Origin of the sequence: Sphingobacterium sp. BIGb0116 (assembly GCF_024808035.1) — a bacterium.
GTDB classification, from domain to species: Bacteria; Bacteroidota; Bacteroidia; order Sphingobacteriales; family Sphingobacteriaceae; genus Sphingobacterium; species Sphingobacterium paramultivorum.
On record NZ_JANUDT010000001.1, the window covers coordinates 1,480,528 to 1,498,164 of the forward strand.

At 40.3% G+C, this 17,637-nt stretch carries 16 protein-coding genes and 1 rRNA gene; 9 read left to right on the forward strand and 8 right to left on the reverse strand.

Annotated elements, in window-relative coordinates; genetic code table 11:
• Window positions 1-2: 2 nt before the first annotated feature.
• Window positions 3-2,702, reverse strand: coding sequence for a magnesium-translocating P-type ATPase (mgtA, locus tag M2419_RS06190; RefSeq protein ID WP_159731747.1), 2,700 nt, complete (start codon window positions 2,700-2,702; stop codon window positions 3-5).
• 73 nt (window positions 2,703-2,775) lie between these two features.
• Window positions 2,776-3,480, reverse strand: a complete 705-nt coding sequence (locus M2419_RS06195; protein WP_153845134.1) for an MgtC/SapB family protein — start codon at window positions 3,478-3,480, stop codon at window positions 2,776-2,778.
• Between the two features lie 224 nt (window positions 3,481-3,704).
• Here M2419_RS06195 and M2419_RS06200 point away from each other — a divergent pair, with 224 nt between their 5' ends.
• Genes M2419_RS06200 through M2419_RS06210 form a run of 3 tightly spaced genes read left to right on the forward strand, consistent with a single transcriptional unit; the run spans window position 3,705 to window position 5,852 of the window.
• Window positions 3,705-4,181 (forward strand): carboxymuconolactone decarboxylase family protein, encoded by a 477-nt coding sequence (locus M2419_RS06200; RefSeq protein ID WP_153845133.1) that lies wholly within the window; start codon window positions 3,705-3,707, stop codon window positions 4,179-4,181.
• Window positions 4,182-4,221: 40 nt separating this feature from the next.
• Window positions 4,222-4,560 (forward strand): YciI family protein, encoded by a 339-nt coding sequence (locus M2419_RS06205; protein ID WP_075993946.1) that lies wholly within the window; start codon window positions 4,222-4,224, stop codon window positions 4,558-4,560.
• A 50-nt stretch (window positions 4,561-4,610) separates the two neighbouring features.
• Window positions 4,611-5,852 carry an RNA polymerase sigma factor gene (locus M2419_RS06210; RefSeq protein ID WP_182330817.1) on the forward strand — a complete coding sequence of 414 codons (1,242 nt, stop codon included), beginning with the start codon at window positions 4,611-4,613 and terminating at the stop codon, window positions 5,850-5,852.
• Between the two features lie 8 nt (window positions 5,853-5,860).
• Here M2419_RS06210 and M2419_RS06215 read toward each other — a convergent pair whose 3' ends face one another.
• Window positions 5,861-6,418, reverse strand: coding sequence for an STM3941 family protein (locus tag M2419_RS06215; protein WP_182330816.1), 558 nt, complete (start codon window positions 6,416-6,418; stop codon window positions 5,861-5,863).
• A complete protein-coding gene (locus M2419_RS06220) occupies window positions 6,399-6,932 on the reverse strand; it encodes a hypothetical protein (RefSeq protein WP_259254531.1) in 534 nt (177 codons plus the stop codon). The genes M2419_RS06215 and M2419_RS06220 overlap by 20 nt, the downstream gene beginning before the upstream one ends.
• Before the next feature lie 200 nt (window positions 6,933-7,132).
• Here M2419_RS06220 and M2419_RS06225 point away from each other — a divergent pair, with 200 nt between their 5' ends.
• The 3 genes from M2419_RS06225 (at window position 7,133) to M2419_RS06235 (ending at window position 9,888) form a co-directional block, all read left to right on the forward strand.
• Window positions 7,133-7,951 (forward strand): hypothetical protein, encoded by an 819-nt coding sequence (locus M2419_RS06225; protein WP_182330814.1) that lies wholly within the window; start codon window positions 7,133-7,135, stop codon window positions 7,949-7,951.
• Between the two features lie 212 nt (window positions 7,952-8,163).
• The gene (locus M2419_RS06230; protein ID WP_182330813.1) at window positions 8,164-9,252 is read left to right on the forward strand and encodes a DUF6688 family protein; all 1,089 of its coding nucleotides are present in this window, start codon (window positions 8,164-8,166) and stop codon (window positions 9,250-9,252) included.
• Between the two features lie 75 nt (window positions 9,253-9,327).
• Window positions 9,328-9,888 carry an AAA family ATPase gene (locus M2419_RS06235; protein WP_153845126.1) on the forward strand — a complete coding sequence of 187 codons (561 nt, stop codon included), beginning with the start codon at window positions 9,328-9,330 and terminating at the stop codon, window positions 9,886-9,888.
• Here M2419_RS06235 and M2419_RS06240 read toward each other — a convergent pair.
• Window positions 9,882-10,460, reverse strand: coding sequence for a TMEM175 family protein (locus M2419_RS06240; RefSeq protein ID WP_153845125.1), 579 nt, complete (start codon window positions 10,458-10,460; stop codon window positions 9,882-9,884). The two genes, M2419_RS06235 and M2419_RS06240, sit on opposite strands and share 7 nt — an antisense overlap.
• Window positions 10,453-11,172: an outer membrane beta-barrel protein gene (locus M2419_RS06245; protein ID WP_153845124.1), complete on the reverse strand. Its 720-nt coding sequence runs from the start codon at window positions 11,170-11,172 to the stop codon at window positions 10,453-10,455. The genes M2419_RS06240 and M2419_RS06245 overlap by 8 nt, the downstream gene beginning before the upstream one ends.
• A gap of 260 nt (window positions 11,173-11,432) precedes the next feature.
• Here M2419_RS06245 and M2419_RS06250 point away from each other — a divergent pair, with 260 nt between their 5' ends.
• From M2419_RS06250 to M2419_RS06260, 3 genes are all read left to right on the forward strand, one after another.
• Window positions 11,433-11,855 carry an OsmC family protein gene (locus tag M2419_RS06250; RefSeq protein WP_153845123.1) on the forward strand — a complete coding sequence of 141 codons (423 nt, stop codon included), beginning with the start codon at window positions 11,433-11,435 and terminating at the stop codon, window positions 11,853-11,855.
• Between the two features lie 11 nt (window positions 11,856-11,866).
• Window positions 11,867-12,181 (forward strand): hypothetical protein, encoded by a 315-nt coding sequence (locus tag M2419_RS06255; protein WP_153845122.1) that lies wholly within the window; start codon window positions 11,867-11,869, stop codon window positions 12,179-12,181.
• Window positions 12,182-12,304: 123 nt separating this feature from the next.
• Complete coding sequence (locus tag M2419_RS06260; RefSeq protein ID WP_153845121.1) at window positions 12,305-13,183, forward strand: pirin family protein; 879 nt, start codon at window positions 12,305-12,307, stop codon at window positions 13,181-13,183.
• A 77-nt stretch (window positions 13,184-13,260) separates the two neighbouring features.
• On the opposite strand, the gene M2419_RS06265 is transcribed toward M2419_RS06260, so the two are convergent.
• Entirely contained in the window at window positions 13,261-17,127 is a 3,867-nt protein-coding gene (locus M2419_RS06265) for a TIM-barrel domain-containing protein (RefSeq protein WP_202883717.1), read from the reverse strand.
• Window positions 17,128-17,514: 387 nt separating this feature from the next.
• Window positions 17,515-17,626, reverse strand: a 5S ribosomal RNA gene (rrf, locus tag M2419_RS06270).
• Between the last annotated feature and the right edge of the window lie 11 nt (window positions 17,627-17,637).

Genomic DNA, 17,637 nt, shown 5'->3' on the forward strand with positions numbered 1-17,637 from the left:
AACTATAACCAGGTATGAAATTTCTGGATAAACCAATTCTTGACCCACTGTGTAAGTAAACAATAGCAGACCAAAATGCCGATAAGCCATGGAAAATAAGTCAGAGGCAGTGCTTCCATTTTTAAGGCAGCGGCAAATGGCGTAAACGGCAAAACGACACCAATAATCATAATTAAACTCGTCAAGGCAACAACCGGTGCAGCAGCCCAGCTTTGAATAAAGGGTATTTTTTTGGTCCTTATCATATGGATAATTAATGTTTGTGAAAGCAATCCCTCTACAAACCAACCAGTCTGAAAGAGTGTTTGATCCGATACCGTATTGGCCTTGAACACGAAAAACAATACTGCAAAAGTGGCGAAATCAAACAATGAACTTATAGGGCCAATAAATAACATAAACTTGGAGACACTACCAGCGTCCCATTTCTTTGGCTCGACGATAAATTCCTCATCCATACTGTCCCAAGGAATAGATACCTGCGATATATCGTAGAGTAGATTTTGAATAAGCAGATGCACGGGTAACATCGGTAGAAAGGGAAGAAAAGCACTGGCCCCAAGCATACTGAACATATTGCCGAAATTGCTGCTTGCCGTCATCTTGATATATTTAATGATATTGCCAAAAGTTCGACGTCCATAAATAACCCCTTTGCGCAGCACCATGAGATCTTTTTCCAGCAGAATGATATCGGCACTTTCTTTGGTAATGTCAACAGCCGTATCCACACTGATACCCACATCCGCTTCCTTAAGTGCCGCTGCATCATTGATACCATCGCCCATAAATCCAACCGTATGTCCTTTATCCCGCAATGCTTTTACAACACGAACTTTTTGGAGAGGGCTCAACTTTGCAAATACCGATACCTCATCAACACATTGATTTAGCTCGGTATCCGGAATGCGATCTAACTCATTTCCATTGACAATCCGATCCACCGGAATGCCGACATCCATACAAATTTTGCGTGTGATAATCTCATTATCTCCAGTCAACACTTTGATCCCGATTCCCAATTTTTGTAAGGCTTCAATGGCCGGCTGTGAAGATGGTTTGGCCGGATCCAAAAAGCCGATGAAACCGGTTAAAGTTAACTTCTCTTCATCTGCAACAGCATAGGTCAAGGGGTGAGCACCGTCAAATTCGCGGATCGCAACCAATAAAACACGCAGCCCTTCCTCATTCATCTTTCTGGATGTTTTCAATACAATTTTACGCATCGTATCGTCCATCGGTACAGTACGGTCATTTTCGACATGCAGGCTACGGTCATCTCCCGGATCAAAAGCATGTGTACAAAGCTCAAGCATTTCCTCTACGGCCCCTTTACAGATCAACAGATGTTTACCATTATGCTGTTTGAGGACCACAGACATTCGTCGTCGCTGAAAATCAAATGGAATCTCGTCAATTTTCAGATATTGATCTTCCACTTTCAAGTAATCGTGCAATTCGGCATGTTCCAGCACAGCCTTATCCATCAAATTCTTGAGACCAGTCTGATGAAAACTATTGAGATAGGCCCATTTGAGCACCTCATCATCTTCGACCCCATACACATTAAGATGTTTTTCCATGACGATCTTGTCCAATGTCAATGTCCCTGTTTTGTCGGTGCACAGAATATCCATGGCACCTATATTCTGGATAGAATTTAACCGCTTGACGATGACTTTACGCTTGCTCATATTGACAGCACCCTTTGCCAGGTTAGCGGTTACAATCATGGGCAGCATTTCGGGGGTTAAACCTACAGCGACAGCAATGGCAAAAAGTAGCGCTTCCGTCCAGTTCCCTTTCATCAATCCATTGATCAAGAAAATCAGCGGAACCATGACCAGCATAAAACGGATCAATAAAAAACTCACCTTATTTATACCCTTATCAAAACTTGTTTCGGGACGTTCGCCGGTAATCGATTTGCTGATACTCCCAAAATAGGTGTAACTTCCTGTCGTTACAATCACGGCTGTCGCCGATCCACTAACAACATTGGTTCCCATAAAACAAATATTACAAAGTTCAATAGGTGATTTGTCCGCCGCATTCCGGATGGGCAAATAATTCTTCTCTACAGGAAGCGCCTCACCTGTCAACATGCTTTCGCTCACAAAAAGGTCTTTACTTTGAACGATACGGCAATCTGCAGGTATCATATCCCCGGCAGAAAGGTATACAATATCTCCCGGCACCAGTTCAACGATAGGAATCTCTCTTTTCCCTTTAAATTTCCGCAATACCGTCGCCGTAGTTTTGACCATACTTTTTAATTTTTCTGCAGCGGCATTACTTCGATACTCCTGTACAAAACGAAGCAGCGCACTGACCAAAATCATAATGGACACCACAACAACTGTTTTATAATCTCGTTCGCCAACCTCTGGAAGCCCTACATCGATGATAAAGGAAACAGTGGCAATCAATAACAGAATATATATAAAGGGGTTAGCAAAAGATTTCAATAGCTGCACATACCACTTTGGGGCCTTTTGATGTTTCACTTCATTTAATCCAAATTTCTGTTGACGTTCCTTAGCCATTTCGTCTGTAATCCCCTCTCTGCTCGTTTCTAACATCGCGCAGGCAAGTTTTTCATCCTGACTGGCCACCCCCTGCAACTTGGTCACGGTCCCCACATTCATTCCATTAGAACTGATCATATTGTGCAATTGATTCTTTGCTGTTTTATTGTTCATTTTAATCATAGCCCTATAGCCCCTTTCATGTTAATTTCCGTAAATCCCGTTCTTATTACAGATCCGATTCTTATTACAGATCCGACTCTGTACCTATAATTTCCCAGCTTATTTTTGTTACTCTTTCTTCGATGGTCAATCGGCTAGCCATCCGTTCGATAAGACTGTCTTGCTGACCGATAGCTCTAACGATGGCACTAATGACAACGCCATTTGTAGCGAGGGTATCGTCACTCGAAAGCGAAGTCAACAACAGTTTTTCGTTACTACTCAGCATCTGCATCAATAAAACACGAATATGATTTTCGATGTCTATCCCACAGCCTATGGTCAGTAGATATTCGGTCTGTGATGCTGCTGATTTATTAAAAGTCAAGAAGGCCATTTTCTGTCCGATTGGACGAAAGATCAGGTGTGTAAAAATAATAGCCAGCGCAACGACAAATGCTTGGGCATGCAAACCTAGACCGGAGAGCGCGCCTACTGCAGCCGAACACCAAATCGTCGCCGCCGTGTTTAGACCATGCACATTCAAACCGTCCTTCATAATCACACCAGCGCCAAGAAAACCAATTCCGCTGACCACATAAGAAGCAATCCGTCCGGTAGCATCACCGCCAATTTCTATGGAAAGCAGCACAAAAGCTGCTGCTCCCAACGAAACTAAGGTATTTGTCCGAAGCCCCGCATTTTTCTGGCGCCATTGGCGCTCTACTCCCACAGCAGCCCCCAAAAGTAATGCTACAAATAATCGTATGGCAAATTCAAAAACACTCATCTCTTTTTCCTCCTTTGCCTGCAAAGGTCCACATTCCTGCTCCTAGAATCCGTTAGAGATCTTTTAGAAAATTATTAGAATTTCATTAGAGAAATAATTAAATTAAACAATTGAAAAACAATGCTTTACAACTTAATTTAAAAATACACAGATCAACATGTCCAATTTCTTTAACTTCAAGCATTGTTGTGGTGTAAATCAGTTACACTAAAAACAATAAAAAAATGGAACAACGCATCAATTTTTTCGCAAAAGGGCAAAACGCCATGAAATCAATGTATGGAATAGGTACATATCTGAGCAAGTGTTCGATAGAACAAGAGCTTTTGCATCTTATTTATTTCCGTGTATCACAAATCAATGGCTGTGCGTATTGTCTGGATATGCATTCAAAAGATCTACTGGCGACGGGAGATCAACCACAACGATTGTTCTTATTGGATGCCTGGCGGGAAGCCCCCCTGTATAGCGAACGTGAACGTACTGCGCTGGAATGGGCCGAAGCCGTGACGAAAATTACGCATGGCGATGTGTCGGACGAGGTTTATACGAAAGCAACTGCTGTATTTTCGGAAGAAGAACTTATCGACCTGACCTTGGCCATTACAGCGATCAATTCGTATAACAGGATCAATATTTCCTTCCGCACACAAGCAGGAAGCTACAAAGTTGGGCAGCACAAAGTACAGCCAACCTCATAAACACGAGGTCGAAATTTATACGATAAATTAAACCATAAAAATGAAAGATTTCATCTTATTATTTCGTCAGGGGGCCAATGAACCAAGTCAGCTGACAGAGGAAGAAGCAAAAGCTGTAAACAAAAGATGGTACGACTGGATCAGTGACATCGATGCGCAAGGTAAACTGAAGGATCATGGCTCCCGTCTTGAGCCAGCCGGAAAGGTATTAAAGCCAGGCGGTATCGTTACGGATGGACCTTTTGTGGAGATTAGGGAAAGACTCGGCGGTTTTATTGTCGTCGCAGCAGACGATCTTGACGAAGCCACAACCTTGGCCCATGGCTGTCCTATCCTCGAATTTAACGGCAGTGTAGAGATACGTGCACTGCTCAACTAATCATATACGGGGCAGCTGTACACACGCACAGCCGCCCTTATTTTAGACTTATGGATCCGGATTTTCTAAAACAGCTTTTCCAGCAAGAATTTACCAAAATAGTCGCTGTCATCAGTAAGGGTTTTGGTCTCCAATACATCGAAATCGCCGAAGATATCGTCAGCGAAACTTTCTTATTGGCCACAGAATCTTGGCAGACCAAAGGCGTTCCTGCAAATCCTACGGCTTGGCTGTACACGGCTGCAAAACAAAAGACATTGGCCCAGTTTCGAAGAAATAAAATATTTACAGATAAAATCATCCCTGAAGTGCGGCAGAGAGAGCCGGAAGCGGAAAGCTTCGACGACTTTAATTTCTCGCAGGAAAATATCAAAGACAGCCAATTAAAAATGCTGTTTGCAATCTGCACGCCTGCAATTGCCAGTGAGGCTCAAATAGGTCTTGCCCTTAGAATCCTCTGTGGTTTTGGTATAGAAGAAATTGCCGAAGCATTTCTTTCCAACAAAGAAACCATCAATAAGCGCCTATTCCGAGCGAAGGAAAAACTACGTTCAGAAAAGATCGAACTCGAACTGCCCCCTGAAACAGAAATTATTAAACGCCTCGATAACGTACTCCATATTATTTACCTCTTATTTAATGAAGGGTATTATTCTAAAACCCAAAATCAAATTTTAAGAAAGGAGCTCTGTATTGAAGCTTTACGCCTTGCGTTAATGCTTTCGACTTATGAAAAAACAAATACACCTAAGACCAATGCGCTTATTGCGCTGATTTGTTTTCATTCCTCCCGTTTCGAGGCAAGGCTGACCAATGAAGGTGATTTCATTTTGTATGAGCAACAGGATGAGGAGCGCTGGAATCAAGAACTTATACATCAAGGGCTTCATTTTCTCAAGAACGCTGCATCGGGAGACGAACTCACATCCTACCATCTGGAGGCAAAGATTGCGCAATGCCATTGTATAAAGGAAGACAGTCCAGAAAAATGGGCCGAAATCCTGCAATGGTATGACCGTTTATTAGTCGTCAATTATTCCCCAGCAGCTGCATTGAATAGAATATTTGCACTGTATAAAGTAAAAGGTGTTAAAGCCGCATTAATCGAAGTAAAAACCTTACAACTAGAAGACAATCACTTTTATCTTGTGCTCCTTGGTGAACTCTATAAGGAACTGGACAAAAACAAAGCCATCGCAAACTTTAACAAAGCAAAAATCCTGGCTAAAACAACATTGGAAAAAGAGATCATCCAACAGAAGATTGATGCTATAAAGTCTGCAATGGCCTAATTTGTTTACTACTTATCGATTACTTTTGCCCCTTTCCAATAGGATACAAAAAGTTGGTATAGCTCCGAGGGATCCAAATCAATAGTTGAGGACGAATACATGATAGACAATTCTTGAGTGGATTCTTGATAAGCCATTTTCCATAACAGCGACGAAAGCTGCTCTTTATATTTAGGGGGATTACCCAATGTAACAATGACCATCGTATCACCACCGACTTTTTGTAAGTCGATGCTTTTGACATCCTGCCAGTCGCCTTGGCCAAAAGCTTTCGATACTGGTGTTGTCTTTCCAAGAAAATAGCGGTCGTTCAAAACAATTTGCGCTGTTTTATCCCGAAGGCTCAGTAGGCTGGAAAACAATAAAATTAAGAGTACCAGCAATGCTCCTGCAGAGAAAACTGTCGGTTTGGCTTTAAATACACCATCAAATAAACCGATACTGTACAATAAAATGACCAGAAGCAACAAACATAGGCCTCCCGAAATTGACAATAGCTGACTTGTTTTCTTTTTATTTCTGTATAAACTTGTTTCCTTCATCTGCTTAATTTCCCCAGTTAACATTCAGGTTATGTTTTTCAGCATAAGCTTTTCCTAAAGTATATACGTTGTCAAACACCTCGTTAATGGAAGGCATATCGTTTTTTTCGATCTTTTGGAGTAATGCCTGCTTTTCTTCAGCCGAACCTTTGCCATCACATAACTTTGCATAAGCGGTATATTCATTTTTATAGACAGGCAACACTTTTTCAAATAATGCAATAGACTGCTCTTTCAGTGCTTTTGCATCGGCATCGGAAACATTCAGTTCCTTAATATCCTTTAAGGCCTTTTCGACAATCTGAATTTTGATCCCGACAGATTTTTGAGCTTCATCGCCTACTTTCTTACTGGAGGGCATATCCGCAAATTCTACGGTCTCCTGCTCGAGCTGTTTGCCATAGCGTTCAGGGGCAAAATCTGCTACAAGATTTGTGTTTAAAACAACTTTTCCGAAAAAAGTCTCTGGACTTGGGGATTGACAAGCCGTAAAAAATAAGCTCATCGACATGAAAATAATAAATAGTAAGTGCTTCATATATAAATACTGTTTGTGACCAAAGTAATTAATTATCATGAAAAAGGCAAACATGTTGCCGCCGCCCTCCTGCTCTATAAATTGTCATAAACCCTTCCTTTTAGGCGGAAAAAGCACGATATCGGAGCGATTTATATTGCACAAAATGTTAATTTTTAATATATTAGCAATTACAACATAAGAGATTAAAAACAGTCATTATGGGCTATGATATTAGTTACCACCCCATCTCAGAACAGCAGATAGAAACTTGGTATTTTGACTTGCTCAAAAATCCTGAAAAGATTGAGGAAGTTTCTGCAACTCACCAACTAGAAGACTTCTATAAAACCAAATACCAAGACACCTTAAATGCGGGCCGGGAAACCGACAAAAATGATTATTTTGACAAAACCCATGGTTTTTTCATTGCTGTTGTCCAAGGTTTTTTCGAAAAATACTTTTATGTTCGAGGTGGAGCCCTGTCCTTCTCCAAAAATGACCATTTATCCAGCTATTACAAACAGTGGGAACAATTTGTCCAACAAGAATTTCTAACCAATAATATCGAAAATAGGCTTGTAGAAAATTATTGTTCGGGTGTGTTTATCCCGGCAGAAAAAGTCGCGCAATTGTTGATAGATTACCAAAGTGACCCGACGATCAAGGCTGAATTAGATACGCTATTTTCTGATAACCGTATTTCTATTTTCCTCAATGCACTGCAATATGCCAAAGATCGTAACCTTGGTCTCTTGGAAGCAACAGAAGTTGTAGAACCACAACCTTTTGATCTGAATGAATCAAAAAGTTACTCCAACCTTTTTAACTGCGACAAAGACGGACCGCTTTTATATCAGACAACAGCATTAAAACAGATCCAGGAAATAGAACAACGCAATGGACTTCCAGAAAATGAGATTTTGCCAAATGTCAAAACAGAGACAATCCATGCGGACCCTAAACATTTTGAAACCACAGACAGTTCTCAAAGCAGCAAAAAAAAGAATTTTTGGAGCAGATTATTCGGTAAAAATTAGTCGCTGGTCTTTGCTGAACATTGGCACTATAGATACTTTTGATAGCATCTACACGGTTGAAGAAATCCTGAATTCCGAGCCATTAAACACTTCAATAATATTGATTTCAATCCGTTATACGGTATATTCCAAAAACAATTGATTGCCTTGTATCTGAATTAAACAAATGATTTGACGATATTCGTCTTAGAATTATAACTGCTCACCCCATTATGATCTTCATTCTTCTCCTTATTATTCTTACGCTGTTCGGGATTTTATATCTGCTTCGTTCGGCTGTCAAAAAACAACAGCGGAAAATAACAATTGTTGAGTATGCCATTATTATCGGCTACCTGATTTCATTAATGATAAGCGGGGTAGGGCTATTATTCCACTCGAGTCAATATAATCAAGCCGTAGATCCCGTAGATGGTGATTGTTATATTCCCTTCGGCGGAAAACACCTTGTATCGCTATCATTTTATTTTATTGCATTTAATATTTCAGCAATAGCGATTTGGCTCAAGGGACGAAAAATCCCCCCTATTCCTCTTGTTCTGATGCTGATTATGTTAATGATAGGTAGTATTATCAGTCTGTTTGTGCTCGTTCAGGTCAGTCACCACGATACGTCCACATTGGATATGTATGTTGGCAACGATGGAACTTTATTCTTTATTTTCACGCCAATATGCTGCTTGATTATGGGCATTGGGCTAATCCGTAAAATCATCGTTGAAGAGCGGGGTTACGCTATGAACAGAAGCTATGCCAACAGCACGCTCAATAAAATCAATAACCTGCTTTCCTCAAAACTGAATTATCCGGCATGGGCTCTTATTTTACTTGTTCCGGTCTTTCTCCTACTAACTATCATCCTCATCCTATTGGGGCAGGATCGGGACTCCATGGTGAAAGTTTTCACAGAAACAACTACTTGGGCTTTTTCACAAAAAATGCACCCTCCTATCCTCGATCATCAGGGCCACTACCTCTGTACAGTTGCGGCAAAAGGAGATCCCGCTCTTGTTAAACCCTTACGGCTAGGCACAAGACATGGCAACACGATCATTGTCAATAGACAGCTTCAGGTGGCCAACGCATTCGAAGAAATATTAAGCGATTTATCACCAGCACTACATCGCTATGTCAGATATTGCTACGATAAATATGGTTTTAATATCTCCGTAAAAATTAATTCCAGCAGTGCCTCAAATGTGACTTATATTTTGATGAAACCACTAGAATATATATTTTTATTTTTCTTATATACATTCTACGTCGAACCCGAAAAGAAAATCGCAAAACAATACAGCTAATTTTTAAAATAGTAGCCAACAATCAGTCATTACCCCAATTTTCTCCATTTCGGGAAGCACTTCATTTTAATCATTATGGATCAAACACATTATTTTATCGTTCTGACGGGAGGACCTGGAGTCGGTAAAACAACCTTATTAAATGAATTACATAAGCAGGGATTCAGCATTGTGGAAGAAGATGCACGGCGCATCATCCGAGAACAATTGGAAGCCGATGCTGATGGTCTGCCCTGGAAAAATAAAATTCACTATGCCAAACTCATGTTGGCAGATTCATCAGCCAGCTATTTGATGCAGGTAAGGCAAGATCACCAACACTACGTCTTTTTTGATCGTGGAATTCCAGATACTTTGGCATATATTGCAATGGAAGGTCTTGCAATCGAAGAAGAACTGCTTCACGAAGCAAAAGGTCGACGTTATCATAAAAAAGTATTTATCTTACCGCCTTGGGCAGAGATCTATGCGAATGACAACGAGCGGAAACAAACTTGGCGGGAGGCCGAAAACACTTTCAAGATAATGAGAGAGACCTATACAAAACTCGGTTATGAAACCATTGAGGTTCCAAAAACAACAGTAAACGATCGCGTTCAGTTCATCCTGAAAGCCTTGGAGCAGCAAAACTATTGATTCCGCATTTCTTTCTCGATACGGCGGTCAGGTATAAGCCACATAATAGCGACTGTTCCATACATGAGCAAACTGATATAGGGATTAATAAAAGACAGTCCTATCCCCAAAAAATACAGCGCTGTAGAAATATTTTCCTTAGCTTTCGATTTAACCGCTTTTTTCAGTGCAGATTCTTCCCCTTCGATTTGAATCACAAAATATTCAACGATATTATATGATATGGAACACATGATCAGGACAAAGCCATAAGCGATAATAGGATCCCTTTCAAAATGTGACTCACCGATCCAATTCGTTGTAACCGGCATTAATGATAGCCAAAACAATAAATTCAAATTGCTCCAAAGAACTTTTCCGTTTACTTTTCGAACAATTTGAAAGAGATGATGGTGATTATTCCAGTACAGTCCAACGTAAACAAAACTAACGATATAGGAGATAATTTTAGGATATAATGGTTTAAGGCTCGCAAAAGTAAATCCTTCAGGTACTTTTAATTCAAGTACCATAATCGTTATAATGATGGCCAAAACGCCATCACTGAATGCTTCTAACCTGCCTTTAGTCATTTTTGAAGATAGGAGTTAATAGCTGATACTGCAGACCCAAGCGGAATACATTTAATCGTGCCACACCGGGATCGCCGCCCACCATTCCACTACGGTAGTCCTTTAGGCCCCATGAATAACCGGCAAACACGGTATAACGGTCATAATTTACATTAAACTGTAAACGAGGGCGTAGATCCAAATCAATAACCTTGCCTCTATCACGATCAAAACTTGTTTTATTCCCCTGTTTATCTTCAATGCTACCACTTTCTTTGATGCTCAGCGTTTTGGCAATATCCATACCCAACTGAATATCCATTGTCATCGGTTCAAAAAAGACACGATAGCCAACAAAAGGATTAAAATTGATAAATTGTTGATTTAGACGGGTCTGACCACGGCTTCCATTCATAAACTCATTGCCTTCCAAATCAATCTTTGTCTGCAATCGTTCATATGCACCCTCTAAACCTAATATTAGGTTGTTGGCAAAAACATAACGGTAGTTTAAAGCGCCACCAATATTGATTCCATATTTTTTTCCATAAGGATTATTGGTATAATAGTCCTGCTGCGTAGATCCATTCAACGTACTCTTTGCTTCGGTTCCCGATCCCGTAAAATTGGACACACCGGAGGTAACACCCACACGTAGTTCATGAGATTGCGAGAAAGCCATAAAATGGGTTATACCAGCAAAAAGTCCGACAAGTAAAAATCTCTTCATCATAACCGAAATATTAAATTGAAATCCTTTAAAAAATTGAGTGAATTTGATTGTTAAAAGTAAGAAAATTTATGTGATTCAACTTACTCCAATCTTTATTTTTTCTGTGGCGATAAGGTGTATTCATCAGCGGAAATCCATCAATCTTATCAGCCAATAAAAAACATCAGGAGACAATATGACTATATTTATTGAACTACATCAATGGAAATGAATCAATTCAGGCTTATTTTTGTTGTATTACAAACAAAAGAATAATCCGTATGAAATATATATTGGAAAACCCTATCCTTGGCCATATTACTGAGCAGAAATATAAGACCACAATACAATGGAGAAATGGAGAATTCATTACGGATGAACCTGAAAAACTTGGTGGCAAAGATCTTGGTCCTGACCCCTACACCCTTCTTATCTCATCGCTTGTATCTTGTACCCTAGCTACTTTACGCATGTACATCGATAAAAAAGGGCTTGATATTCCAGAAATTTCAGTCAGTTCAAATATGTACCTCAAAATTGAAAAAGGACAGGTGGTTACATATTTTGATCGCGAGATAGCTTTTGGACAAATCTTAGCAGAAGATACCCGTGAACGCCTTCAACAAATTGCAGAAGAATGTCCCATTTCAAAAATTTTAAAGGGTAATGCCATTATCAATACGCTCATCAGGACAAATCCTTAAACAAGAACATCATGAAAATCTTAACCTTTCTCATATTTGGTAAAAATGAAGAAATTCTCCTCACGCTCAAGAGAATCATTGAAAACACGCCCAACTGGAATGCAACGATACAATACGATTTGGATGCCTGTAAAAAACAGCTTATTGACGTCCCTGTAGATGTTTTGTTATTGAGTTCGGGACTCTCTCCTCAGGAAGAGCGTGAAATAACAGATCACCTTACGCGGCTCACTTATCCGATTGGTCTGATCAAACATTATGGCGGTGGAAGTGGACTTCTAAAAAATGAAGTCTATAGTCTTTTTCCAGACTTACTCTCCGTTTAATAAAGCACAGGCGATAGCTTCCTAGAGAAACAGCCGAAAACCGTTAAAACTCTTTCTTTATTGAACTAGATCAATAGAAATCGGCGGCTAATAGGCTAATTTTGGATACTAAATAATAAGATCATGAACAGACAGAACTTTATAAAAAAGGGACTTTTAGGTTCCGGAATATTTGCATCAACAGTGTCTTCAGCTGATATCTTGAAGAATGATATTGACGAGATAGAACCGCTTGAAACGCTGGATGCCGAAGCTGTAAACTATAATTCAGACAGATTGGAAAACCATAGTGTCCTCCACAAAGCGGCTACACGCGGTCATGCAAATCATGGCTGGTTAGATAGCAATCATACGTTTAGCTTCGCCAATTATCACAACCCCGAACGTATGCACTTTGGCGTGTTACGGGTACTAAATGATGATATGGTGGCTGAAGGAAGAGGTTTTGGCAAACACCCTCACGACAATATGGAAATCATCAGTATCCCTTTGGAAGGTGATTTGCAACATGAAGACAGCATGGGTAACAAAGCCATTATCCGGAAGGGAGATATTCAGGTCATGAGCGCCGGAACGGGCATCATACACAGTGAATATAATAAAAACACCGATCAGGTAGTCAAGTTTCTTCAAATTTGGGTGTACCCTAATCAACGGAATGTGAGCCCCCGATACGATCAAATTACATTGGATATAACACAAAGACAGAATAAATTCCAGCAAATTCTTTCTCCAAATCCAGAAGACGAGGGTGTATGGATCCATCAGGATGCCTGGTTTTCCATGGGGCATTTTGACAAGGACGTCCAAACAAAATACCAGATCAAAAAGGCAGGAAATGGTGTATATGTTTTTGTAATAAAAGGTAGTGTTACTGTCGAAGGACAGGAATTAGAAAGCAGAGATGGCTTTGGAATATGGGATGTCGCTGAAATTAACCTGAAAGTGACCTCAGCAGATACTGAAATCCTGCTGATGGATCTCAGTATGATATTGGACTAATTAGCTGCACTATTTAGACATTAATTAACAAAAAAAGGGGAGCCTATGAGGCTCCCCTTTTTGTTAAGGCTATTTATTTAGAAAGTAACGGAATTCAGCTTTTTATCAACCAAAATACCATCTATCGCTTTCAGATTGAAATTGACATTACGCTTTGCTTTCAATTTGATCTTAAATAAAACTTCAGATCCATTCAAAGTCTCCTTGTTGCCCAGATTAACAAAAGTAGCATACAGAGCCTTACTTCCATTAGTGTGAAGACGATCGTTGCTATAATTGTTCATCTCTTTTAAATGTAAGGACTCAATACCGACATATTCAAAATCACCCTGATTGTAAGGAAGAGCAAAACTAAGTGCATTGACAGCTTTAAGATTCTCGCCACTAACACTGATCTCCACAATATCTCCCGATTTTAAGGTCGTTTTTGAAGGAATCAATTTTAATTTACCACTGACCTTTTCTTCTTTATTTGGTTTTGCACCACCTTCAATGACAACAGCAACATTGGAAATATCATAAGCGTCAATCAGATTATTTTTATTGACATCACCATTGCTGACATAACCTTCGAAATCTCCATCTCCCAGTCGCAATCCCGTGTAGTTAATATAGGAAGTCAAGTCATTATGATCGATCAATCGGTCATTATTAATATCGCCCGGTAAGTAGCTTGACGATCCTGGTACTTTAAACACATATAATTCTCTTCCTGAACCGAAACCACCAACAGCTTCAGAAACTGAAATTTTGATAAATCGAGCCACCGGATGGGTTCCAAAATCAAAACGTTTCATTTCGCCATCACGTTTCCAATCAAAACTACCAGCTTCTGTCCAGGTGTCCTTATCGTTGCTATAGAATACTTTTCCTTTTAAAATGATGCCATTTCCGCCATCGGTTCTTGGAAGATACTCAAACTTATCCAATTGATTAACGGATTTTAGATCTAAGGTCATATCAAACGGAACCGCAGTCTGTCCCCATTTTGTATGCCACATATCCCCCTCATCATAATTGAACAATTTATTGATACCATTTCCGCCTTGGTTATCCGCAGAAGTCTCCGCTTTGATTCCTTCGATGGCAAATTCCAATGGGTTTGCCTTTGTCTTTGCGGCAAATGTACTCCAATCTGAAACACCAGATTTATTGACAGCTCTAATTTTAAACTGGTAATCCGTTTCCGCGGCCAATCCTTCGAATAGCAATTGACTGTCTTTGATGGTCGAATAGATCAGATTATTAAATTCAATTTCATAATAATCAGCATTTGCAACCTTTTCCCAGGTTGGCGTTAAGGTATATGCTTGTGTATTTTGATCTGTGATAACAGCTTTGGGTGAGGTCAAAGCACCAGTCTGCGTTAGATAGTTGTCAACAGGAGCATATTCGAAACCGTCCAATTGTACTTCTATTGCGGTCGATGAGACATCCTGTTTGGCTAGTCGCACCAGCAACATCGGATTTTTCACCAAAGGTACTTTTTCAAATTCAGATCCCTTGGTTGCAAACTGATTCAGGTTTGGTTGTGCGTCATAGAAATATACGTTTTCAGAAGTATTAAATGCATCTATGCTATTCACTTCTTTAAGTTTGCTATTTTTCCCATTGACCTTTACTGTCAATTTCTTCGGTGCTTTGCTAACGTTGAAACGAATTTCCGTAGACTTCATTTTCTCAAAACCGTCAAATTCGCCTTGCGTTGGAGCTATCGCAAAAACAACTCTATTGTTGTTTAACTGTGAAGTTATGGATGTATTTGCCCCCTTACCATAACGATAAGCCTCTGTCTTTCCATCATCATCATATTCCACGAAATTGGAGTTCCCATAAGGATACACCTCATAAATACGTTGATCTTTTTTGATTTCCAGCACATTATTATTTGGGTTGGTCACCGGAATAATGGCTCCATTTTTCACGAAAACAGGCAGCTTCCAAATAGGCACATTAAAGTTATTGATAATACGCCCTCCCTGGTATTTTTCACCCGTAAAATAATCAATCCATTCACCATCCGGCAGGTAGATACCATTGCGCATATCATTTCCTTTCTCATCCACACGTGTTTCCTGGTAAATCGGTGCTACAAGGAAATTTGGACCATAGAGGTACTGGTATTGCGTTGCCTTTCCAAGCGTATAACTATTTGCTTGCTCTAAAAACATAGCACGAATGATAGGCAGTCCATCTACAGCTTGTTTCGCAACACTATAACTATAGGGAACCAGTTGAGATTTCAATTTCAGATACAGACGATTGATAGAAGTAGCCGGCTCACCCAAAGCATGCGGGTACTTCTCGTTCGATCCCCAGCCATCCATATTGAGTTCCATTGGTGTCCAGGTCTTCCATTGAAAATCACGAATATTGACCTTAAAGTTTTTACCACCAAAGATCCCGTCCATATCGGATGTAATATTGGGTTGACCTGAAAGTCCCGAGCCGATATACGTTGGTATATGGAATCGAATGTACTCCCATACGCCTCCAGTCTGGTCGCCCGACCAGATACCGGCATAGCGCTGTGTGCCCGCCCAACCATCCAATGAAATAATAAATGGACGAGCGTTGTTACCATAGTAAGGCATGGTATGTCCCACATCAGCGACCCCATTGAGACCAAAGGAGTATCCTGGACCAACCCAGGCCACATCCGTTTTTAGGACTCTTACACCCGCATCCCGAACCTCTTTTACAATATCACGTTGCAGTAATGCACTTATACTATCTTTTGGATGGAGATCGGACTGTGTCCATAAACCGATTTCTACACCATTCTTACGTGCATAATCACCAAACTCTTTCAAATTTCGGATATTCCCATCTAAAGATTCCGTTTGGCCATAGCCAGCACCATAGCCATCATTTGGAAGAATCCAGCCCAAAGGCATATCATGTGCTTTATACCGGTCTATTACAGCGCGGGCCGAAAATTGATAATTGTTTTTCTCACCGTTCAGCGATTCTTTGATTCCGCCATTGTCCTTTTGACTTTCTTTATAGCGTTTGCCGTCTTCAAATAGAATTCCCTTTTCATCTTCTTTCCAAAAATCGCGGTTATAGGCATTAAGATGCCCCTCATACAAACCAAATTTCGGCAGAAGAATTGGGTTGCCCGTCAATTGATAGAAATCGTTGAGCAAAGGTACTATCCCGTCATTAATCATAAAAAAGACATCCAGATAATCTGTATCATGTGCCAATTTTACTGTCCCAGGGGTTTTGGCTCCAAAGGCATAACTTCCCTTTTTAAAGGTATGCCACATAAAACCATACCCTTTGGTTGACCAGTAATAAGGGGTTGGAGAGGCAACACCACCATCGGTCCAGCTGTTCTGATTTTCGATCGCAACCACTTTTCCCTTATGTGAAAAACGCCCATTTTGAACGCCGCCACCAAAAAAGTATTCATCCGCATTTTCCTTCAATTCAACGCTAACTTGTTTCTCTTCGAAAACAATCGGCTTTAAGCTTTCAACTACAATTTTATTGCTTTTCCGATTGAGGATACTAAACTGTGAAGTCTGTTTATCCATTGAAAAAAGAATATCGTTAGTGGAGATGCTGACCTTATTACCTTCATCCTTTACCTCAAGCCCAGTGACCGTTTTCCGAGGTTGCTCTACCAATATTTTTGCTTCGGGTTTTGCTTCGGGATCACGGATAATACCGCCATGAACATTCTGGAACATCCTAAAAATATGATTACCGTAGAAATCTAAAGTCAGACGCTGACCATTATCGTATACAATCTCGACTGTTGTCGGATTAATTTTCTGAATCGTGATAATACGGTTGCCTTGATCGCGACCTATTGTATTATAATATTTGATCGTACTTACTTTAGCGTCAACTCGAGTGGGTTGAAAAATAAAAGGAGAAGCCAATCCCATCAATAAACAGACTTGTGCTTTTGCGCTCCAAAAAGATATCTTCATGCGTATGATTTATAATGCATTAAATTAACTTAACAATAATACAATAGTAAATCGAAGTAAAAAAGGGATTATGGAATGCAAACGATTGTCCAATAATAATGTTGCAGGTTAGCCAACCTATTGTAAGCCTTTCATCGAAAAAGGAACGTTTACTTCCATTTCGCTTATGAAATGAGCGGGATGATGAATGCAGTGTAAAACCTGAGGGACTGTTACAGCGTAGTTGCAGGACAATGAGAGTTGCGCAACAACTGCCGACGGTCCTATGCTGCGATAACCAATATGCGGAGGATATGCAGTGATGGTCAGTGGCGGAAGTGTAATGGTCATGGAAGTATTTAAACGAAAGAAGCCCTTGACTGTTTCCAGCAAGGGCTTCCGTGTAAAAAAAGGCACCGACCTACTCTCCCACCTGTTACGGCAATACCATCGGCTCTGGCGGGCTTGACTGCTCTGTTCGGAATGGGAAGAGGTAGACACCGCCGATATAGGCACCTAAAAATCTTTATT